The 20,583-nt window shown below is 61.4% G+C and carries 22 protein-coding genes and 1 riboswitch; of the genes, 9 read left to right on the top strand and 13 right to left on the bottom strand.

Annotated elements, in window-relative coordinates; genetic code table 11:
• Positions 1–43: 43 nt before the first annotated feature.
• Positions 44–1,810, bottom strand: a complete 1,767-nt coding sequence (locus ACR9ZQ_RS11380; RefSeq protein ID WP_481427815.1) for an adenylate/guanylate cyclase domain-containing protein — start codon at positions 1,808–1,810, stop codon at positions 44–46.
• Positions 1,811–2,069: 259 nt separating this feature from the next.
• Between ACR9ZQ_RS11380 and ACR9ZQ_RS11375 the strand changes: the two genes are divergently transcribed.
• A complete protein-coding gene (locus tag ACR9ZQ_RS11375) occupies positions 2,070–2,702 on the top strand; it encodes a DapH/DapD/GlmU-related protein (RefSeq protein ID WP_481427814.1) in 633 nt (210 codons plus the stop codon).
• Between the two features lie 32 nt (positions 2,703–2,734).
• The gene (locus tag ACR9ZQ_RS11370; RefSeq protein WP_113323955.1) at positions 2,735–3,160 is read left to right on the top strand and encodes a GFA family protein; all 426 of its coding nucleotides are present in this window, start codon (positions 2,735–2,737) and stop codon (positions 3,158–3,160) included.
• Positions 3,161–3,307: 147 nt separating this feature from the next.
• Here ACR9ZQ_RS11370 and ACR9ZQ_RS11365 read toward each other — a convergent pair whose 3' ends face one another.
• The 4 genes from ACR9ZQ_RS11365 to ACR9ZQ_RS11350 form a co-directional block, all read right to left on the bottom strand.
• Positions 3,308–4,225, bottom strand: a complete 918-nt coding sequence (locus tag ACR9ZQ_RS11365) for an MBL fold metallo-hydrolase (RefSeq protein ID WP_481429296.1) — start codon at positions 4,223–4,225, stop codon at positions 3,308–3,310.
• 418 nt (positions 4,226–4,643) lie between these two features.
• Positions 4,644–5,468: an arginase family protein gene (locus ACR9ZQ_RS11360; protein WP_481427813.1), complete on the bottom strand. Its 825-nt coding sequence runs from the start codon at positions 5,466–5,468 to the stop codon at positions 4,644–4,646.
• 372 nt (positions 5,469–5,840) lie between these two features.
• Positions 5,841–7,466 (bottom strand): chaperonin GroEL, encoded by a 1,626-nt coding sequence (groL, locus tag ACR9ZQ_RS11355; protein ID WP_481427812.1) that lies wholly within the window; start codon positions 7,464–7,466, stop codon positions 5,841–5,843.
• Positions 7,467–7,529: 63 nt separating this feature from the next.
• The gene (locus ACR9ZQ_RS11350) at positions 7,530–7,826 is read right to left on the bottom strand and encodes a co-chaperone GroES (RefSeq protein WP_481427811.1); all 297 of its coding nucleotides are present in this window, start codon (positions 7,824–7,826) and stop codon (positions 7,530–7,532) included.
• A gap of 313 nt (positions 7,827–8,139) precedes the next feature.
• On the opposite strand from ACR9ZQ_RS11350, the gene ACR9ZQ_RS11345 reads away from it, so the two are divergent.
• Positions 8,140–8,328 (top strand): hypothetical protein, encoded by a 189-nt coding sequence (locus ACR9ZQ_RS11345; RefSeq protein WP_037110174.1) that lies wholly within the window; start codon positions 8,140–8,142, stop codon positions 8,326–8,328.
• A gap of 129 nt (positions 8,329–8,457) precedes the next feature.
• Here ACR9ZQ_RS11345 and copD read toward each other — a convergent pair whose 3' ends face one another.
• The 7 genes from copD to ACR9ZQ_RS11310 form a co-directional block, all read right to left on the bottom strand.
• Positions 8,458–9,345 (bottom strand): copper homeostasis membrane protein CopD, encoded by an 888-nt coding sequence (gene copD / locus ACR9ZQ_RS11340; protein ID WP_481427810.1) that lies wholly within the window; start codon positions 9,343–9,345, stop codon positions 8,458–8,460.
• Positions 9,345–9,710, bottom strand: coding sequence for a copper homeostasis periplasmic binding protein CopC (copC, locus tag ACR9ZQ_RS11335; protein WP_310387154.1), 366 nt, complete (start codon positions 9,708–9,710; stop codon positions 9,345–9,347). Before copC ends, copD begins: the two co-directional genes overlap by 1 nt.
• Before the next feature lie 139 nt (positions 9,711–9,849).
• Positions 9,850–10,446: an SCO family protein gene (locus ACR9ZQ_RS11330; RefSeq protein WP_310387156.1), complete on the bottom strand. Its 597-nt coding sequence runs from the start codon at positions 10,444–10,446 to the stop codon at positions 9,850–9,852.
• Entirely contained in the window at positions 10,443–11,381 is a 939-nt protein-coding gene (locus ACR9ZQ_RS11325; RefSeq protein WP_481427809.1) for a copper uptake system-associated protein, read from the bottom strand. The genes ACR9ZQ_RS11330 and ACR9ZQ_RS11325 overlap by 4 nt, the downstream gene beginning before the upstream one ends.
• Before the next feature lie 10 nt (positions 11,382–11,391).
• Entirely contained in the window at positions 11,392–12,765 is a 1,374-nt protein-coding gene (locus ACR9ZQ_RS11320) for a PepSY-associated TM helix domain-containing protein (RefSeq protein WP_310387160.1), read from the bottom strand.
• Positions 12,766–12,853: 88 nt separating this feature from the next.
• Positions 12,854–13,261, bottom strand: coding sequence for a hypothetical protein (locus ACR9ZQ_RS11315; RefSeq protein ID WP_310387162.1), 408 nt, complete (start codon positions 13,259–13,261; stop codon positions 12,854–12,856).
• A gap of 242 nt (positions 13,262–13,503) precedes the next feature.
• A complete protein-coding gene (locus ACR9ZQ_RS11310) occupies positions 13,504–14,385 on the bottom strand; it encodes an NmrA family NAD(P)-binding protein (protein ID WP_310387163.1) in 882 nt (293 codons plus the stop codon).
• Positions 14,386–14,540: 155 nt separating this feature from the next.
• Between ACR9ZQ_RS11310 and ACR9ZQ_RS11305 the strand changes: the two genes are divergently transcribed.
• From ACR9ZQ_RS11305 to ACR9ZQ_RS11285, 5 genes are all read left to right on the top strand, one after another.
• On the top strand, positions 14,541–15,101 hold the full coding sequence (locus ACR9ZQ_RS11305; RefSeq protein ID WP_310387165.1) for a TetR/AcrR family transcriptional regulator: 561 nt from the start codon (positions 14,541–14,543) through the stop codon (positions 15,099–15,101).
• Between the two features lie 54 nt (positions 15,102–15,155).
• Positions 15,156–15,470 (top strand): ArsR/SmtB family transcription factor, encoded by a 315-nt coding sequence (locus ACR9ZQ_RS11300; protein WP_113321365.1) that lies wholly within the window; start codon positions 15,156–15,158, stop codon positions 15,468–15,470.
• The gene (locus ACR9ZQ_RS11295; protein ID WP_310387167.1) at positions 15,467–15,835 is read left to right on the top strand and encodes an SRPBCC family protein; all 369 of its coding nucleotides are present in this window, start codon (positions 15,467–15,469) and stop codon (positions 15,833–15,835) included. The genes ACR9ZQ_RS11300 and ACR9ZQ_RS11295 overlap by 4 nt, the downstream gene beginning before the upstream one ends.
• A gap of 48 nt (positions 15,836–15,883) precedes the next feature.
• A complete protein-coding gene (locus tag ACR9ZQ_RS11290; RefSeq protein WP_310387169.1) occupies positions 15,884–16,504 on the top strand; it encodes an ATP-dependent Clp protease proteolytic subunit in 621 nt (206 codons plus the stop codon).
• Between the two features lie 106 nt (positions 16,505–16,610).
• Positions 16,611–17,528: a LysR family transcriptional regulator gene (locus tag ACR9ZQ_RS11285; RefSeq protein WP_310387170.1), complete on the top strand. Its 918-nt coding sequence runs from the start codon at positions 16,611–16,613 to the stop codon at positions 17,526–17,528.
• On the opposite strand, the gene ACR9ZQ_RS11280 is transcribed toward ACR9ZQ_RS11285, so the two are convergent.
• Entirely contained in the window at positions 17,516–18,574 is a 1,059-nt protein-coding gene (locus ACR9ZQ_RS11280; RefSeq protein ID WP_310387172.1) for an NAD(P)-dependent alcohol dehydrogenase, read from the bottom strand. The genes ACR9ZQ_RS11285 and ACR9ZQ_RS11280 overlap by 13 nt on opposite strands.
• 368 nt (positions 18,575–18,942) lie before the next feature.
• Between ACR9ZQ_RS11280 and ACR9ZQ_RS11275 the strand changes: the two genes are divergently transcribed.
• A complete protein-coding gene (locus ACR9ZQ_RS11275; RefSeq protein WP_310387174.1) occupies positions 18,943–20,175 on the top strand; it encodes a hypothetical protein in 1,233 nt (410 codons plus the stop codon).
• 55 nt (positions 20,176–20,230) lie between these two features.
• Positions 20,231–20,539, top strand: a riboswitch (cobalamin riboswitch).
• The last annotated feature ends 44 nt before the right edge of the window (positions 20,540–20,583 follow it).

Below are 20,583 nucleotides of genomic sequence, written 5' to 3'. Positions count from 1 at the left end.
TCCGCTCCCGTCCCATCGGTTTCCCGCAAGATCGAAAACACCCTCAGCGCTCAGGCAAGCCCGCCTGTCGCAAACCCTCGGCGGTCTGGGCCGCCCATTGCGGCACCCCCCGAAACACAGGCCTCGACAAATAACGCTCTATCGTAAAATGCGGCTCGATCTCCATGAGCTTGCCCGCAGCCCACCGGGCCGTCTTCACGTCACCGCTCATCGCCGCCCAGGCCGCCATCATCCGGTAGCACCAGGTCACATCGGGATGTTTGTTGACGACCTCCCGGGCAATTGCGACGGCCTGCGAAAGGGAGCCGGCCATGGCGAGCGACAGGGCCATGCCCATGCGCATGTTGAACGCAAGCGGATCCGCCGGGCTCAGCGTCAGCGCCCGTTCGAACCGCTCCGTAGCGCCAGTCTCGCCCTTGTAGCTTGCAACCCAGCCATAGCGCGCCCATGCCCAGGCATTGTTCGGGTCGAGCGCCAGCGCCCGTTCAAGATAGGCCGCCGCCCGCTCCTGATCGCCGCAATGGCTGAGTGCCCCGCCGACGGCGGTCAGGGCGGTCGGATCATCATCGATGGAGCCCACTGCGGCTTCGACAGATTTTAAAGCCCGCTCCAGATCCCGCTCCGGTTCCTCGGTCCAGATGTAGCCAAGGTGCTGGGCGTAGCACCATGCCAGAAATGCGTGGGCGCGGCCGTAAGCAGGGTCGATCGCGATGGCATCCAGAAGCAGCGGTATTGCCCGCTCGTTCGTCGCCTTGCTCTGGCCCCAGAGATACGGGTAGGCGCGCATGACGAGATCATAGGCGCGCAGGCTGCTGGGCGGCTTGCGCTTCGACAGCTCGGTTTCGGCACTCTGGATGGCCGGATGGATGGCGCCGGTCACCTGAGCCGCGATCCTGTCCTGAAGCTCGAATATGTCCTCGGCCGCGCCCTCATAACGCTCTGACCAGAACTGCATGCGCGTCTCGGTATCGACCAGCTGCACGGATATCCGCAGCCGCTCTCCTCCGCGCCGAACCGTACCCTGGACCACGTAGTTGACGCCGAGTTCCCGTCCGAGGTCACGCACGTCGACGAAGCGTCCCTTGTAGGTGAAGGCGGACTGGCGCGCGATGACGAAGAACTCCCGAACGCGCGAGAGCGCCGCGGTGATTTCCTCCACGACCCCATCAACGAAATACTCATCGCCCTGACCGCTGAGATTGTCGAAGGGCATGACGACGATCGACGGCTGGTCTCTGCCGAAGCGCGGCGCAAGTGACGGCGTTAGCCCTGGCCCGGCCTCCCCGCTTTCAGCCGCCTCCTGCCAGTCGACCCGAAAGACGGAAATCGGCCTCGGGATATTCTTCATAGAGCGTTCGCCAAGGCTCGTCAGCGTGAACGGCACCTTGCCATAGAGATGCTCGCGTACCGACCCGGAAATGCATATGCCTGCCGGCGGCGCCATCTCCTGCAGGCGCGCGGCGATATTGACGCCGTCGCCGAGCAGATCGTCACCCGACACAATGACGTCACCCAGATTGACGCCGATGCGGAACTCCAGGCGGCGATCCCCGGGGATGTCTTTTGGATTGCTCGAGAGGCGTCGCTGGATTTCGACCGAGCACCGGATAGCCTGAACAGCGCTTGCGAACTCGGCGACAAACCCGTCACCCGCAGTGCCGAAGATGCGGCCGTCATGCTCGCCCACTATTTCGGCGATCTGGCTGAGGCACGCGTTGAGAGCACGAACCGTGCCCTCCTCGTCCAGCGCCGTAAGGCGGCTGAAACCGGCAACATCGGCGGAAAGGATGGCTGCGAGCTTTCGATCCACAGCAGTGATTGCTCCGGCGGCGTATCATACCGTTGGATGAATATGCGCGGATTTTGCCAAATTCATAGAGTTTTGTCGCAAAGGGGACGGATGAATGACCGCCTTTGGCATGGCGTATCGCTGCGCTCTGACACCTGTCGGCCCGAAGCAGACCAAGCTTTGAGGCGCACTGCCAAACCTGCCCCGATCCTTCGCCGCTCCTGGCGTCACATATCCTTCACCGTTCCCGATTAGGCAGACCGAAATCCGGAGACTGCCCATGGACTCGACCACCCAGCCGAACCGCCCAAAGATCGCCGAGACCGTCATCCACCCGACGGCAAACCTGAGGGATTCCAGCGTCGGCAAATGCTGCGAGATCCTTGAGAATACCTCTCTGCACACGGTCGAACTCGGGGATTATTCCTATCTCGGGCAGCGCTGCATCGTCGGCGATGCCTCGATCGGGAAATTCTGCGCCATCGCCGCGGAAGTCAGGATCGGCGCACCCAATCACCCGATGGACCGCCCGTCGATGCACCGCTTCACCTATTGCGCGGAATATTACTCCGCAGACGCCGCGCGCGATCACTCCTTCTTCGCCGAACGAAAGGCGGACCGCGCCATCATCGGCAATGACGTCTGGATCGGCCATGGCGTCATCGTGCTTCCGGGTGTGACGGTTGGAGACGGCGCCGTGCTCGCGGCAGGCGCGGTGGTGACCAAGGACGTTGCGCCCTATACGATCGTCGCCGGCGTTCCCGCCAGGTTCCTGCGCGAGCGCTTCTCGCGAAACGTTGCGGAAAAACTTGTCGCGATCGCTTGGTGGGACTGGCCATTCGAGACCATCATGGCACGGCTCGCCGATTTTCAGTCCAGCGATATCGAAGCCTTCTGCGAGCGCTGGGCCTAGTTTGGGATTTCATTGAGAGAGACAAGCGGATCATGAGCGACGAGAGACATGAGCATAATGCGGCCTGCCACTGCGGCCGCGTCAAATTCCGGCTCCGGTTGGCGGACGAATTCAACACGATCCGCCGCTGCACCTGCTCCTACTGCCGCATGCGCGGCGCAATCGCCGTCTCGGCTGAGCTTGCGGATATCGAGTTCGTAGAGGGCGAAGACAACCTGACGCTCTATCAATTCAATACCCGCACGGCGAAGCATTATTTCTGCAAGACCTGCGGCATCTATACCCATCACCAGCGCCGCTCGAATCCGAACCAGTTCGGCATCAATGTCGCCTGCATCGAGGGTATCAGCCCCTTCGACTTTCCGGAGGTGCAGGTCATGGATGGCGTCTCCCACCCCTCCGATTCCGGCACCAAGGCGAGGGTCGCCGGCATACTTCGCTTCGAGCCGGCAAAGTGAGGTCATGCCAGGCGGGCGCTCCTGCCCCGGAACGGCTCCAGCGGCATACGGCCGCCAAAATGAAACGAGGCCCAGGCATTCGCCGGGCCTCGCTGATTGAGACGGATATGAGCCACGCTCAGCCTGGTGCGGCGTGACACGACCCCGTCAATAATCCCAGAAGATCGGCACCCAGCGAAAGGCTTCGCCGTCGACCGCCACATGGCCGATGGACGGGAACGGCAGGTGCGTGGCCACCAACAGTTCGCCGGTCGCCGCCAGTTCGCGCAGAAGTCGGATCCGAACGCGGACCGCTTCTTCGGGGTCGTGTTCGAAACCGTTGAACCAGTCGGGATGTTCGAAGCCCACCGCGAATACGGCGTCGCCGGCAAACATCAGCTTGTCGCCGCCGGAGGCCACGCGGACCACGCTATGCCCGGGGGTATGGCCACCGGTGCGGGAGACGACGACACCCGGCGCCACCTCGTATTCTTCATCGAACAGCCGCAGCTGGTTTTGGTACTCCTTGGCGAACCGCTTGGCGGCTGCCCGAAGCGCGTCCGGAAAGCCCGGCGGCATGGAGACGTGAGAGAAATCGGGCACCTCCCAGAATTTGACCTCGGCGGCGGCCACATGGATGCGCAGGTCCGGACGCAGCCGTTCCTTCACCCCTTCGACGAGCAGCCCGCCAACATGGTCCATGTGCATGTGGGTCAGCACAACGTCGGTCACGGAACCAAGATCGATGCCTGCGGCCTCCAGTCGCTTGATCAACTGTCCGGCCCGCGGCAGGTTCAAGTCCGGGTCGATCCCGAGCCCCGCATCGACGAGGATGGTCTGTGCGCCGCTACGCACCACGACCACGTTCAGCGACCAGTCGAAAGCGTCCGGCGGCAGGAACATGTCGCCCAGCCAGCCGGCCCGCACCTTCGGGTCGGCGTTGTGTCCCAACATCGCGGTTGGCAGCGGCAGAACCCCATCGCTGACCACCATCACCTCGATGTCGCCGATATCAAGCGCATAGCGCGACGGAACCAGCTCGCCGGGCTTTGCTCCACCGGGAGCCGAACTGTTCTGCGAGGACATATTTGTCTGTTGCGGACCCGTGCTACGGGCTTTTGTTTCTAACTGCGACATGACGCGCTCCTGTGTTGCGTGGACACCAGCCTGTCACTGTCCATTCGGTAATACGCGGATGTCGCATACCAGCATGGATCCGGCGCTCGAACCTCACGTTTCCAGACGTTTCCGTTTTCGAGCGCTCTTTGGTGTCGGCCCCTAACAACTACAGCCGCCCTCAGGCGCCCGTAATCCAAACTTACGTTTAAGACGCGGCGGCTGACCGTATGTCGCCTTTCGATCATGTTGCCAAAAGAGCCGGCACGCCGTTCAAACAAGAAACGAAATCAGGCTCTTACCATCGAAGGCGAGCTCGCACGTCTGCTTTCAGGATGATCCACGCAGCAGGGAGGCGATAGGATTCAGGGCCTAAGCTGCCATTCGCTTAGTGAGAGCCCTTCGTCAAAACTGGCTCCAAGGCATCGAGCAGAGCGCTCGGCGATACTGGCGGCCCGCCAGCTTTCCAGGAGTTCTGGAACTCGGCAATTTCTATCCCGACGAAGCCATGTTCTGCGATAACCTTGCAGCAGGCTCGCACATCATCCAGCGACAGGCCGCCTTCGCATTCGTAATCTGTCGGCACGATGCCGGGCTCCAAGACATCGCAGTCGAAATGCACATAGACGGAGCGGCCGGCGATCGCGCTCCCAAGGTCGGTCGCGAGATCGGCTCCTGGTTTGATATGCGGAATGTCGTGTTTCGCGATCAGATCCAGTTCATACGGATCGAGGTCACGTTGACCGACGAGAACAACCTGATCAAAGCTTAAACCCGCACCGAGACCGGAATTCCAAAGGCCAAGTGGCCCCGCAAGCGCCAGCCCGCCGAGATATCCGGTGGGGCTGGCCTCTGGTGGATTTAGATCGCCATGTGCATCGAACCACACGATGCAGGCCGCGGGATGGTGCTTCGCAACGGCTGGAAGGGTTGCCAGCGAAACCGCGCACCGGCTGGTGGCGGCGATCGACGCCGCGCCTGCGGCCAACACCTCGTCAAACCGGGACTGCAACTCTCTGAGCGACGGCAGGGCCGCATCGAGCTCTTCGCGCCATCCGCCATTCACGGCGGGCTCCGGGGTGCCGATCACTGCAGGAGAAATGCCGGTTCGGCGTTCCAATTCCTCGCCGATCGCCTTCGCACCCGGCATGGCCAGGTCGTTGTGATCGCCTGCGCGTCCCTGGAACACGGTATATTCTGCTTTTCCAGCCATCGCTTACAACCTCGCAACGTGTTGTTCCCACCCGTTTAACTGGATTCCGTGCGGAAAGCGAGAAGGTCAGCAAGCGCCGCGTTGCACCCATGTCGTCTGGGGTTTCAGCAATGTGCCCTACCCCGGAAACGGCTTCAGCGCCCCAACCCAGGCAACGAGCGCGACAACACAGGCGGCGATCACGAGTTCCCCCACGAACGGCATCTTTCGGGTGCTGTGGTCCAGTGCGCCATGGCGCGATCTGCCGGAGCGCTACGGCCGCGCACGACGACCGGCCCAACCGGACGTCGGAGGCCCCGATCAATCGGAGCCCCCCTTGCCTTGTGTCAGCCAACGTCTTGTGTCAGCGAACGCGCTTCTGGAACGACTTCTTCACATCATGCCGCCCATGTCAGGCATGCCGCCTGCTGCGGAATCTTTCTTGGGTATATCGGCGATCATGGCTTCCGTGGTCACGAGAAGCCCGGCAACCGAAGCCGCATTCTGCAGCGCCGTACGAACGACCTTGACCGGGTCGACGATGCCCATGGCGATCATATCGCCATATTCAGACGTCTGGGCGTTGTAGCCGTAGTTGTCTGTATTGCTCTTGAGAATGTTGCCGACAACGATCGAGCCTTCATCACCGGCATTTTCGGCGATCTGGCGAACCAGCGACTGGAGCGCCTTGCGGATGATGTTGACGCCGGCATTCTGGTCGTCGTTCTCACCCTTGACGTCAAGAACGATAGAGCAGCGCAGCAGGGCCGTGCCGCCGCCAGGAACGATACCCTCTTCGACAGCAGCACGCGTCGCGTTGAGAGCGTCGTCGATGCGGTCCTTCTTTTCCTTCACTTCGACTTCCGTCGAGCCACCGACGCGGATAACGGCAACGCCGCCAGCGAGCTTGGCAAGACGTTCCTGCAGCTTTTCGCGGTCGTAGTCAGAGGTGGTTTCTTCGATCTGGGCCTTGATCTGGGCAACACGGCCTTCGATGTCGGACTTGGCGCCAGCGCCGTCGACGATCGTGGTGTTTTCCTTGGAGATCGAAACCTTCTTGGAACGGCCGAGCATGTCGAGGGTGACAGACTCGAGCTTGATGCCGAGGTCTTCGGAGATGACAGTGCCGCCCGTGAGGATAGCGATGTCTTCCAGCATGGCCTTGCGGCGATCGCCGAAGCCCGGAGCCTTGACGGCGGCAATCTTCAGGCCGCCGCGCAGCTTGTTGACGACGAGGGTCGCAAGAGCTTCGCCTTCGACGTCTTCAGCGATGATGAGGAGCGGCTTGCCGGTCTGAACGACAGCTTCGAGAACCGGGAGCATGGACTGCAGGTTCGAGAGCTTCTTTTCGTGCAGCAGGATGAAGGCGTCTTCGAGGTCAGCAACCATCTTTTCCGGGTTGGTGACGAAGTACGGGCTCAGGTAGCCGCGGTCGAACTGCATGCCTTCGACGACTTCGAGCTCGGTTTCAGCGGTCTTGGCTTCTTCGACGGTGATGACACCTTCGTTGCCGACCTTCTGCATGGCATCGGCGATGTACTGGCCAACATCCGTCTCGCCATTGGCCGAGATCGTGCCGACCTGGGCGATTTCTTCCGACGTGCTGATCGTCTTGGCCTTGGAAAGCAGGTCCTTGACGACAGCAGCAACGGCAAGATCGATGCCGCGCTTCAGGTCCATCGGGTTCATGCCGGCTGCAACAGCCTTGCCGCCTTCGCGAACGATGGCCTGTGCGAGAACCGTGGCGGTCGTGGTGCCGTCGCCGGCGATGTCGTTGGTCTTCGACGCAACTTCGCGGACCATCTGGGCGCCCATGTTTTCGAACTTGTCATCCAGTTCGATCTCTTTGGCGACGGCGACGCCATCCTTGGTGATGCGCGGAGCGCCGAAGGACTTGTCGATCACGACGTTGCGGCCCTTCGGACCAAGCGTGACCTTCACCGCATCGGCGAGAATATCGACACCGCGCAGCAGCTTTTCGCGCGCATCACGGCCGAATATGATTTGTTTGGCAGACATGGAAACCTCCCGGGCTGATCGCCCAATGATCATTATAAAACAGAATAGGGATGCGGTCGACGATCAGGCGATAATGCCCATCACATCCGCTTCCTTCATGATCAGCAGATCCTCACCGTTGATCTTGATCTCGGTGCCGGACCACTTGCCGAACAGGATGCGATCGCCGGCCTTGACGTCGAGCGGAACGATTTTGCCGGCTTCGTCACGAGCGCCGGAACCGACAGCGACGATTTCGCCTTCCTGCGGCTTTTCCTTGACCGTGTCAGGAATGATGATGCCGCCCTTGGTCTTGGCTTCAGCCTCGATCCGGCGCACGACGACGCGGTCGTGTAACGGCCGAAAATTAATCTCTGTCATTGTGGGGTTCCTCGGCGGGATCGCAGCCGAATGGCCAATCCCGATGAACCGTTTTAGCAGTCTTACGTTGAGAGTGCTAGTGAGATTCGTGTTTTGGTAGAATCCGAGAGTGTGATCTCCACCGGGCCTTGAATGACTGCGGATCGGTGCGGCCCACTTGTTTAAAATCTTTTGGATCTTATTTAAATTTTTTAAGGATCGAACGTCTGGCATCGATGGAATTCGAACCGGAATAGTTGCGGTCGCCATGCGAACCTCGTGCACCAAGAAGAGCTCAAATCTGCCTGATATCGGCCACCCAAGGAGACGCGATATGATCGAATTCCGGAAAAAGAGTGAAAACGAAGTCAGATCTGCCGAGATAGAAGCAAGTCTGAAGAAACTGGATGCGGAAATGGCCTCCCCGAACATCAAGGAAGTCAAGCATGAAGAGCTCTCCAAACTCCGCGATCAGCTGACCATCGAGCAGGCAGCAATACGAGAGCCAACCAAGCGCGTTTGAGAATGGAAAGCTTCGCGGCAGCCTGATCGCCGCGAATGGGCTCCAGATGACCTCGACTTCGTCCTTGCCCGTTTATGGATGGATGAGCATTTTCCGGCTTAGCTCCGGAAGGTGGCGTTAAGCAGCGCCCTACCCCGGAAACGGCTCCAGCGTCCCGAACCAGGCGACGAGCGCCACAACGCCAATGGCAATGACGATCTCCCCCACGGTCCCCGCCGCCAGCGCTTTCCCGGCGAAGTGCGACCGCCCCATGCGCGGCACCAGCCCATAACGGTTGAAGACGGCAATCAGCATCATCAGCAAGGCAAGCGCGATCTTCAGGGAAAGCAGCCGCTGATACGGCAGGCTCCAGTCAAGCGGCAAGCCGCCGATGATCAGCAGACTATTGGCAACCCCGGATAAAATGACCAGGGCCACCGCGACATGCCCCGCCGTCGAGAAGCGGATCAACGCTGTCAGGGCATCCGCCCCTGCCGCGCTATCACCAAGCCGGGAAAGCACGAGCGCCACGGGGATCAGCGCCCCGACCCAGGCGCCGCCCGACAGCACATGCACCATGTCGTTCGCCCGGTGCAGCACCCGCAGCCACCCGTCATTCATGGACGCATGGCCGGTCAGCGACAGGCCGCAGAGAAGAAGCGCGGAGACGACAGCCGTAGCGGCAACCTGCTGCCGTAACGGCAGCAATGTCACCGCCAGGAGAAGTGCGGCAAACACCGCCTGCCAGGCCCAGGCAGTGCCGACGGAGGTTCCCGTCAGCACTGAAGTCATCACATCCCCATCCAGCCCATCCGCCCAGCCATTGCCGAGCATGGCGCAGCGCACCGGCAGCAGCACCAGCGTCACGAGGACAGCCAGTGCCACCACGGCAACACGCACGGCCCGGAGCTTCACCCAGATGCAGCCGCTCAAGCCCTCGGGCACGAGCAGCCACAGATAGGCGGCGCTGCCCCAGAGAAACAGGACAGCCCCGTCGAAGACGAAACGGCAGCCGATGTTGGCGGTATCAGGTGTCATCAGGGCTTTACGGTGAAGGTGAAGTTGCCCTCTGTCTTGTGCCCATCGGTCGAAAGCACATGCCAGTCGACCGTATAGCTGCCGGGAGCGAGCTTATCAGACACCGGCACCATCAGCACCTTGCCGCCATCCTCGAGCATGGTGTCGCCGAGTTTGATCTCTATCTTGTCCGGCCCGGTGACGGTGACGCCGCTGAACTTGAGGTTCAGTTCCTCGGTGAAGGTGAGATCGAGTTCGCTGAGGGACGCGACGGCGGCCTTGTCGGCTGGAGCGGAGCTTTTCAGATGCGCATGCGCAAAGGCCTGGCCGGCAAGCGCGATGCTTGCGATGGCGGCGACGGAGAGAATGCGGGTCAGTTGAGACATCAGATCATGCCTTTCGGTTTCATTGGGACAGGCGATGGCGTTTGGCCCTTGCCTGGTTAGACAGTCGGAGAGCGGATTTATTCCGGGCGATGCTGCAATTTGCTGCTGGGGTTTGCGCTTTGTGCGGAGGAACGTCATCTCACAGCCCTCCGCCGAGCAACACATCACGGATCTTCGCCAGCGCCTCATCCCGATCCGTGCCATACGGAATCAACCCCTTCAGCCGCCCATCGGCGCCGATCATCAGCAGCGAAACCGTGTGGCTCATGTGATAATTGCCGTCTTCGCTCGGCAGCTTCGACGCATGGATGAACCAGCCGTCGGAGACCTTCCTCATCTCCGCCGGCTCACCGGTAATGCCCGTGATGCGGCTGGAGAAGGCGGTGACGTAGTCATGCATCACTTCTCGCGTGTCGCGCTCCGGATCGATCGAGAAGAAATAGGCCTTCAGCGCCCTGCCCTGATCGCCGAGCGTCACCAGCCAGTCGGCCACCTCGTAGAGCGTCGTCGGGCAGGCCTCCGGGCAATGGGTATAGCCGAAATAGACGAGCGCCGGATGCCCCCGGAAGATCGACTGGTCGACCGCATTGCCCCTGTCGTCGACGAGAGAAAAATGCGTGTTGAAAGGCCCGGTGCGCGGCTCCGAAAGATAGAGCGACACCATCAACGCGACGAGCGCGCCGACGAAGACCGCACTTGCGGCAAAGCCTGAAATGGCAAGGGTGCGCGCGCTCATTGGCCATGCCCCTCATGGCCGCCCTGACCGGCATCACCAGCCTCGCCCGCCATCATGACGGTGCCTTCGAAGCTCGCAAACAGCGCCAGCACTTTGGGGTCGAGCCTCGCTTCAGCCTCCGCGAGATCCGCCGCCAGCGCCTTGGCATCGTCAGCCGAAAGCCCGGCCTTCTCCAGCGCCGCCGCTTGCCTGATCCCATCACCGCTGCAGAGAAAGACGCTCCAGCCATGATGGCCCTTCTTCAACAGCGCTCGTCCGCCCCGCCCATCCTGCTGCCAGCCGGCAATCGCCCAGTCATTCCTGACGACCACGGGCAGAATGGTCAGCGGCTTGTCCGGCCGCTCGAACATCGTCTTCAGCGTCGCTGGAATGGCCTCTTCAGGCGGCGGCCCCGACATGTCCATGCCTTCCATGCCAGGCATATCCATCGCCCCATGGTCCATGCTGCCATGGTCCATGCCGCCATGATCCATGTGACTGGCCCCGCCGACATCGTCCAGCGGTCCAGCGATCTTGCCGACGGCGAAATCGACCGTGATCTCACCAGCCTTCTCGAAGCTCAGCACCGCCCGGATCGTCTCGCCCTGCTTGAAGGGCTTTTCGACGTTCTGGAACATCAGATGATAATTGGGCTCCAGCGTCACCGTCTGCCCGGCCGGAATGGCAAGCCCGCCCTTCAGCTCGCGCATGGTCATGATGCCATTTGCCATGGTCATCTGGTGCAACTGCACGGTCTTCGCCCGATCCGAGCTTGCGGCAACAAGTCGGTCCGGCTGGCTGCCTGTATTGGTGATCGTCAGGTAGCCGTCGCCGACCTTGGCGCCCGGCACCATGGAATGTGAGGCCGCATGGTCGATCCTGATCGTCGGCTCCTGCGCCACCGCAGCCGTCGCAATCATCAGGCCCACGAAGAGAGAAACAATCGTCTTCATCATCATCCCCTCCTCAGGCAAAGGCGCGCTTCAGCGGCGGCACGAAGCGGATCACCATCTGGTCGAAGGCGATCATCACTAGGATCACCAATCCGCTCATCGGAAAGGCGATGGCGAAGGCGAGCACAATGGTCCAGAGCCCGAGATAGACCGAGCGTCGCGGCGGCATGGGCGGCACTCCGAGCCTTCCGGCCGGCCGCCGCTTCCACCACATGACGATGCCGGTTACGCAGGAGAGGATGATGACGAGGCAGGTCGCCAGCATCAGCAACTGGTTGAAGAGCCCGAATTCCTGGCCCTGATGCACGTTGATGCCCCATTCGATCGCCCGGCCGAAAAAGGGATACTGCCCGAAGGAGAGATCGATGAGCGGTTTGCCGGAATATTGGTCGATATGAAGCGTGCGCTCGTTGGTGAGATCGTCAGGATAGACCGCCGCCGTATAAACGCCCGTCTCGCCGCCGGGAATGGCAAGATCGAAACCCGGCGCCATGCCAAGACCCCGCGCAATCTCCACCGCCTTGTCAAGCCCGATCGGCTTCTTCGACTGCGCCGCCGCAATCTCCGACAGCGGCACTGGCGCCTTCTCGACGATCCAGCCGGCCTTGGGAAGAATATCCTCCGTCACCTTCTGCGATTTCGGCACGGCATCCCACAGCTGCACCGGATAGCCGAGATCGTGGCTCGTCAGCCAGGCGTTGGCATTGGCGCCCCAATAGCCGGACCAGGGCATGCCCGTCATCGCCATGAAGAAGATCAGGATACCGGCGAAGGCACCGGTCACCGCATGGAGATCGCGCCAGAAGACCCGCCGCGAAGGCGTGCCGCGCACGGTTACCACCCCACCCGTCTGCCGCCGCGGCCACCAGAGATAGATGCCGGTCACGACCAGCACCATGGCAAAGCCGCCCGTGATCTCGATCAGCTTGTTGGGCAAGCCGCCGAACAACGCAAGGCTGTGGATGCGCTTGACGACATAGTTGAACTCCTCGGTGGAGCCCACCGTATCAAGCACCTTGCCGTCATAGGGATTGACGAAAACCAGCGTCTGGCCGGCATCCGAAGACACGGTTACGATCGCTGACCGGTCGAGCCCGGCCGGGTCCCTGTAGGAGCTCGCAACCGAGCCCGGAACAGCAGCCGCCGCTATATCGGCAATCTTCTGCGGCGACAGCGCCTCGCCGGCGGGCTCGACGATATAACGATAGGCAAAGACCGTATCGTTGATCTCGTCCTTGAAGAGATAAAGCGAGCCGGTAATGGCGAGATTGAGCAGGAAGGGAATGACCAGCAGGCCGGCAAAAAAGTGCCAGCGCCAGATGGCGCGATAGAGCGAAACGCCTGGTACGGCGTTCTCTGCCGCCTCAGTGGCAGTGGTGATAGACATGAAAGTGGATCCGAATCCTCGGCCGGCGGCGTCAATGCGGCCCGGCCATGATTGCAAGACGCATCACGGCCTTGGCCGCAATGCGGGTTCAGGCAAGGATCGGGTTTGCAGGCGGGGCGCGCGGCCCGGTATTCGGCGGGAAAAGCTGGCGATGGAAAGCCTCCACGCGGCGCGGCAGCTCCACCTTGAACGTAAAGCCGATGCGCGCACCGGTGATATCGGCCGGCTGCGGCAGCACCACGGAAGCGCCGATGCGGCAGGCTTCGCACGGATTGAGATGCGCAATCTTGCCATGCTCCTTGCCGTGGTCGTCGACAACGGTGACGCAGAGCGTTGGAAGCGTGCCGTCGGGCAGCACATATTGGGCAAGCGCCGCAGGGCTCAGAGCATCTTCGGCAGCTGCTGGAACCTGATGCACAAGACCGACGAAGACGAGCGCGATGGTGCACAGAATGCGCACCAGCCATTGCTCGATCCTGTCCAGACGATGTTGCATCGTTCCCCTGCGCCGCGAGGCCCCTACCTCGGTATTGAATCCGTGATAGCGGCATCTCGCGCAAAGCTCAATGCGACATTCATGACCAGACGACGGATCATAGCGGCTCAGGCAGCCGGATTGAATGGTGACGGATGGGACGGAAGCAAGGTCGCCCCATCCGTCGAAATCCCGCTACACGCATCCACGTCGGTCAGATGCGCCAGTTCCATCTGGGCCTTGAGGCCAGCCGGTCGCCCGAGTTAAGCGCGATCGAAGGCGGCGCGGTTTTGCTCGACGAAAGCCTCCACCGTCATTGGCGGCGTTCCCGTGAACTGCTCGATGACGTCGTTGGTGCCCGCAAAGACGCCGTTGCGGCAGTCCTCGGCGATGCACAGGAAGTGCTGGATGATGAAATCGTCAAGGCCGAAACTCTTCAGGCGCGCCGTATAGGCTTCGGCAGTCGCCGGCCGGTAGCCGATCTTGCGGCCGAGCACTTCGCTCATCCTTGCGGCGATCTCCGCCTCGCTGAGCTCCACCGGACCGAACAGCGGATAGATCTTGCCAGCGTGTTCGGCCGGGTTTTCCAGCATGGCCGCAATCAGCCGCGCCTGGTCCTCGCCAGTAACAGGCGCATGCCTCCCCTCGCCATAGGGCAGCTCGATCACGCCCTCACTGGCAATGACGTCGCTCACCCAGGGGAATGTCAGCCATTCGGAGAAGAAGGTCGGGCGGATATGGGCGGTCGGCACACCCGACCAGTCCAGCACGCGCTCGGCGACCCAATGGTTGCGGGCAGCATGGCTTTTCGCCACCTCGCGCGCCGAAATCTGCGACATGTTGACTATGAGCTCCAGCTTTGCCCGCCGTGCGGCATCGGCAAAATAGGCCGTCACATCGATGAGATCCGGGCGGATCGGATAGCAGAGATAGGCGGCATTCACGCCCGCGACCGCGCTGATGACGGCATCATGATCGGTGAGGTCACCGACCACGACCTCCGCCCCTGCCGCAGCGAGTGCTTGAGAACGCGCATCTTCCTTATGCACGAGCGCGCGTACCTTGTGGCCCTTTTCCAGGAGGATGCGGGTCGTATGCTTGCCGGTTTTACCTGTGGCTCCGGTCACGAGATAGGTCTTGGACATGGTCTTCTCCAGTTGTGAAAAGGGCGCAGGATTCCACCGGAGCGAACCACAAGGCTCGCCCGTTACAAATCGCCCGCCCTTGAAATTTAGATTACGAGTGACATCTAATTAGATGTTGGTTACAATCTAAATTGTCAAGGTGCGGGAGACCGGAAATGCGAAAATCAAACGAGGAAGCGGCAAGGACGCGCCAGACCATCGTCGCCACCGCAGCCGACGAGATCAGGCGTTCGGGCATTGCTGAAGCAAGCGTCGCCGACATCATGGCCGCTGCCGGCCTGACACCGGGCGGCTTCTACCGCCACTTCGAAAGCAAGGATCATCTGGTCGCCGAAGCGCTGGAAAAGGCGGGAGATCAGGTCGCCGGAAGCATGCGCAAAGTGCGCGACGAGGCCAGCTTCGACGATGTCGTCAACGCCTATATCGACGGCACCCGGGCCGGCGGCAAAGCCGTGCCCTCCTGCCCCATCTCCTCCCTCGGCAGCGAGCTCGCCCGCTCCGGCCCAGAGACGCGTGAAGCTGCCACCAAAGTGATCGAAGACATGTTCTCCGTCTTCAGCTCTGGCCCCGCCGGTACCAAGGCCAGCCGCCGCAAGGGAATGGCCGCCTTCGCCACGCTGGTGGGCTCACTGACTTTGGCGCGTATTGTGACCGATGAAGAGATGGCGGATGAGATTCTTGATGTAGCCCGGCAGAAGCTGCACCGGGCGGAGTGACCCCGCTCATTGGACACTCTTGCGAATCGCATAAGTGTATGCTTATGTGTTGTCATGATGGAACACGATATTTTTCGCGCGCTCGCCGACCCGACCCGCCGCACGATCTTCGAGAAGCTGGCGAACGGCAGCATGAATGCCAGCGCGCTTCGCCAGGGCATGGATATCAGCCAGCCGGCCATGTCCCAGCATCTCGCCGTGCTGCGTTCGGCACGGCTGGTGCGCGAACAGAAGGAGGGCCGTTTCGTGAATTACGAGGTCGATCCCGAGGGGCTCACCCTCATCGCCCAATGGCTGGCGAAATATCGCGCCTACTGGCCAGCCCGCATCGATGCTCTCAAGCTCTTGCTGAAGGATATGGACCAATGAACGAGGTGAAGACCGAGATACAGACCAAGCAACAAACCGGCTTCGAACAGAGATACGAGCTGGATGCGCCGCCGGAAAAGGTCTGGCGTGCGATCAGCATCGCCGATTTTCGCGAGAGATGGCTGCCGAAGGAAGCGCTTGCCGATCCGCAATCGCTCTCCGAAACACCGGGAAAGGAGGTTCGCTACAGATTGCGCGACGACAGCCCGCCCTTCCTGGAAAGCATCGTCACCTTCGCGATCGCACCGAATGCATCGGGCGGGACCAGCCTGCGGATCGTCCACGAGTTGACTGGTGACACTTTCGAGCGGCTTTCGAGATCGGTCGCCAACAGCAACAGCCAGACTATGATGCTCGCCGCCTGACGCGGCAGGCCTTCCCGCTTATCAATTCTGAAAGATTGGAGTTCGCCGATGCGCGAAGCGATGCAACTCGTCCCCATGGTCGTCGAACAATCCTCCCGAGGGGAGCGATCCTTCGACATCTATTCCCGCCTCCTGCGCGAGCGGATCATCTTTCTGAACGGCGAGATCAACGACGGCGTGTCCGCCCTCGTCTGCGCCCAGCTTCTGTTCCTGGAGGCCGAAAATCCCAAGAAACCGATCAACCTCTACATCAATTCGCCGGGCGGCGTCGTGACCAGCGGTTTTGCCATGTACGACACGATGCGTTTCATCCGCGCGCCGGTGCACACGCTCTGCATGGGAACGGCCCGTTCCATGGGCTCCTTCCTGCTGATGGCCGGCCAGCCGGGAGAGCGATATGCCCTTCCGAATGCCAGCATCCTCATCCACCAGCCCCTCGGCGGCTTCCAGGGCCAGGCGTCCGATATGCTGATCCATGCCGAGGAAATCAGGAAGACGAAGCAGCTCATGACGCGGCTCTACGCCGAACATTGCGGCCGATCCTATGACGAGTTCGAGCAGGCCATGGATCGCGATCGTTTCATGACGGCGCAGGAAGCCCTGGAATGGGGCCTGATCGACCGCATCCTGCAGGAGCGTGAAGAGATGGCGGACGCGCTACCGCAATAGTCCCTGATGTCACGGACCACGACCACCTTGCGAGATCAGCCGTCCCTGCCCTAAATAAGTGAGCGACACCTCATAGTTGCCCACCACTCCTGAAGGCAGGTCAGAAATGAAACGCCATGATTTCGATGATCTCGCCGCCTTCGTCATCGTCGCCGAGGAGCGCAGCTTCACCAAGGCCGCCGCCCGCCTCGGCATTTCCTCCTCCGGTCTCAGCCACATGATGCGCCAGTTGGAGGAGCGGCTCGGCATGCGGCTTCTTGCCCGCACCACCCGCAGCGTGGCCACCACGGAGGCCGGCGAGCGCCTGCTTCTCACCCTCCAGCCCGCCTTTGCCGAGATCAACCGCGGCCTGCAGGAACTCGGCAATCTCCGGGAAAAACCCTCCGGCACAGTACGCATCACCGCAGGCAAACATGCCGCCACCGCGCTCGTCATGCCCATCCTGCCGGAATTCCACCGCACCTATCCCGAAATCAAGGTCGAGTTGATCGTCGGCGACCGTTTCGAGGATATCGTCGCCTCGCGTTTCGATGCCGGCATCCGCTTCGGCGAGCGCATCGACAAGGATATGATCGGCCTGCGCATCGGCCCGGATATCCGCGCCGCCGTCGTCGGCTCTCCCGATTATTTCGCCCGCTACCCGCAGCCGAAGACGCCCCACGATCTCGCCGATCATGATTGCGTCACCTATTACATGGCTTCGTTCGGCGGCGCCTACGCCTGGGAATTCGAGGAGGATGGCCGCGACATCGAGGTGAAGGTGTCGGGCAGCTTCATGGTCAATGATTCCGACATGATGATCGAGGCTGCGCTTTCAGGTTCCGGCCTCGTCTATGCCTTCGAGGATTTCACCGAGCAGCATGTCGCCAGCGGCCGGCTGATCCGCGTGCTGGAGGATTACTGCAAGCCCTTCAGCGGCTACTCCCTCTATTATCCGAGCCGGCGACAGATGCCGCCGGCCCTTTCGGTGTTCATCGAGGCGCTGCGCGCCATCCCGAAGCGGTCAGGATATCAAGCTGCCTGAGCCACAGGCATCGTCGCCATGTCGATGACGAAACGGTAGCGCACGTCACCGCGCTCCAGCCGCTCGAAGGCTTTGGCGATGTCCCCCATGGCGATCATCTCGCATTCCGGCAGGATGTTCTTGCGGCCGCAGAAATCCAGCATCTCCTGCGTCTCCTTGATACCGCCGCTCGGCGTGCCGGCAATGCGCCGGCGCCCCATGATCAGCGGCAGGTTGCTGAATTTGGGCGTATCGACCAGCGAGCCGGCGATGACCAGTGTCCCGTCGGTATCAAGCGTGTTGAGATATGGGGTGAGATCGTGCTCGTAAGGCACTGTATCGATGATAAGATCGAAGGCGAAGGCGGCAGCCGCCATCTGCTCGGCATCGGTCGACAGCAGCACCTTGTCGGCGCCGAGCGCATGGGCCGTATCGACCTTGCCTTCCGAGCGCGTCAGCACCGTCACTTCAGCGCCGAGCGCAGAGGCGAATTTCACGGCCAGATGCCCGAGCCCGCCAAGCCCGATCACGCCCACCCGGCTGCCGGGGCCGACATTCCAGGTGCGCAGCGGCGAATAGGTGGTGATGCCGGCGCAGAGCAGCGGCCCGACGCGCGACAGATCCAGCCCATCGGGAACGCTGAGCACGAATTCCTCGCGCACGACGATATGATCGGAATAACCGCCATAGGTCGTCTCGCCGGTCACCCGGTCCTGGCCGTTATAGGTGACGGTGACGCCCTTGTAGCACATCTGCTCTTCGTTGCGGCGGCAGTTGGGGCACTCCATGCAGCTGTCGACGATCGTGCCGACGGCAACATTGTCGCCGACCTTGAAGCGCGACACGCTGCTGCCAATGGCAGAAACACGCCCGACGATCTCGTGGCCGGGTACCACGGGATAGACCGAAAATCCCCAGTCGTTGCGCGACATGTGCAGGTCCGTATGGCAGACACCGCAATAGAGAATATCGATCGCCACGTCCTCGGGACGCAATTCCCGGCGATCGAAGGAGAAAGGTTGCAACGGCGTGTTCGCATCGGTTGCGGCAAATCCTGATGTTCTCAATGGCTTATCCCTCGCAATGCTGTTGAAAGCTGACGGGCAGCAGAAGCTGCACCGAAGGGATATAGCGTCCACGGACTATCCGAATTAGACGAGGCAGGCGGGATAGGCTTGTGAGCCGGGCTCAGCAATCGATTATCAATGCGCATATGGCGGTGGGATCAGCGCTTGCGCACCGCCATCCGATGAAAAAGCCGGCCAAACATCAAACGAGGCCAGCCCGATGCGTAGATTCAAAGAGTTAGAGCGCCGTGCGTCCGAATGGACGCACGGCGCTCTGGTTTCTCAAAAATCCGACAGCCAGGGCTGGACAGGGCAAACGTAACTTTATAACAACGGGAATGTAATGTTATTACATTAAAGGAGGTTTCATGTCCCGGCGCCTTTTCGCTATCTTCGCAGTCGCCACCGCGCTCACATCCGCCGCCTTGCCATCGGCTTCCCGCGCCGAGGAGGAACAGCAGGAAAGCTGGCGGCTTTTCGTGGCTGATCACAGCCTGCCGGTCGTCCACGCCATCGACCTTGCAAGCGGTAGACAGATCGGTCGCTTCGATCTCGAAGGTTATGCCGCCTTGTCGCTGAGCGACACCGGGCGCACGGTCTTTGCCGTCCAGGGCGAAGAGAATGTCGTTCATGCCATCGATACCGGCATTGCCCTTTCCGATCATGGGGAGCATCGCGATCTCGAGGTGGCGCCGCCAAAGCTGATCGGCACGACGATAAAGGGCGAGAAGCCCGGTCATGTGGTGACGCATGGCGATGACGTGGCGATCTTCTACGATCGCACCGACCGCTTTGATCTCTTGAAAGAAAGCAGCTTGCTGCAGGAAAAGCCGGAGCCGAAGGCTGTCGATACCATCGCCGCCCATCACGGCGTCGCGGTGCCGATGGGTAATCACCTGCTGGTTTCGGTGCCGAACATGCAGGCGCCGGTCAAGGAGGGCGAACTGCCGCCGCGCCTTGGCCTGCGGGTGCTCGATCGTGATGGTCGGCAGATCGGCGATGTCGCGCCCTGCTCCGGCCTGCATGGCGAGGCGACCTCTGCTCGTCTCGTCGCCTTCGGTTGTGAGGAAGGCGTGCTCGTTGCGCGTCCGGGCGGCGCGGAAGGCCCCACGGTCGAGATGCTCGCCTATGGCGTGTCGCTGCCGCGGGGCAAGGTCTCGACGCTGCTCGGCGGCCGCTCCATGCAGTTCTTCCTCGGCAATTACGGGGAGGACAAGCTGGTGCTGATCGATCCTGACAATACGGACGCGCCTTACCGCATCATCGACCTTCCGACGCGGCGCGTCGATTTTGTACTCGATCCGGCAAAGTTCCAGAATGCCTATATCCTCACAGAAGATGGCAGGCTGCATCTGCTCGATACGGTAAAGGGCGAGATCGTCAGATCGGAAACCGTCACAGAGCCCTACAGCAAGGACGGCCATTGGCGCGATCCGCGTCCTCGGCTGGCCGTGGCCGGCGATGATATCGCCATCACCGATCCTCGCCACAGCCTGATCCGCCTTGTCAGTAGCGAAACACTGAAGGAAACGCGCACGATCCCCGTCGAGGGCCAGCCTTTCACGCTGGTCGCCGCCGGCGGCTCGGGCACCAGTCACTGAGCCTGTTGGCCGACCATACTTCGCATTCCCCACGCTTGACGTAGCCCATGGCGGCGTCATAGATCGGGGTGACGGTTCCCCGAGGAAGACTCCAAGGGGATTAATAGGGAACACGGTGCGGACGACCCAATAGGGACCAAGACCGTGGCTGCCCCCGCAACTGTAAGCGGATTGCCGGTTATATCCGGAATGAATGCCTCGTCGTTCATTCCAGGAAATCACCGGCGAGCTGGTCATATCGGGAGTGATCGCTTGCGATCATCTCCGCCGGCCTCAGGGCCATGCCACTGCGCGCGAGCGCGGGAAGGCAGATGACCGGCTGACATCCGCGAGCCAGGAGACCTGCCGTCAATCGCAATCCAATCAGCCAGGCGGGGATGCCTGGACAAGGAGCAGATATGATTGACC

The organism is Rhizobium sp. KNZ14-9A (genome assembly GCF_056755015.1).
Note: the sequence above shows the minus strand (reverse complement) of the source record. Positions and strands in the feature narration are given on the sequence as shown.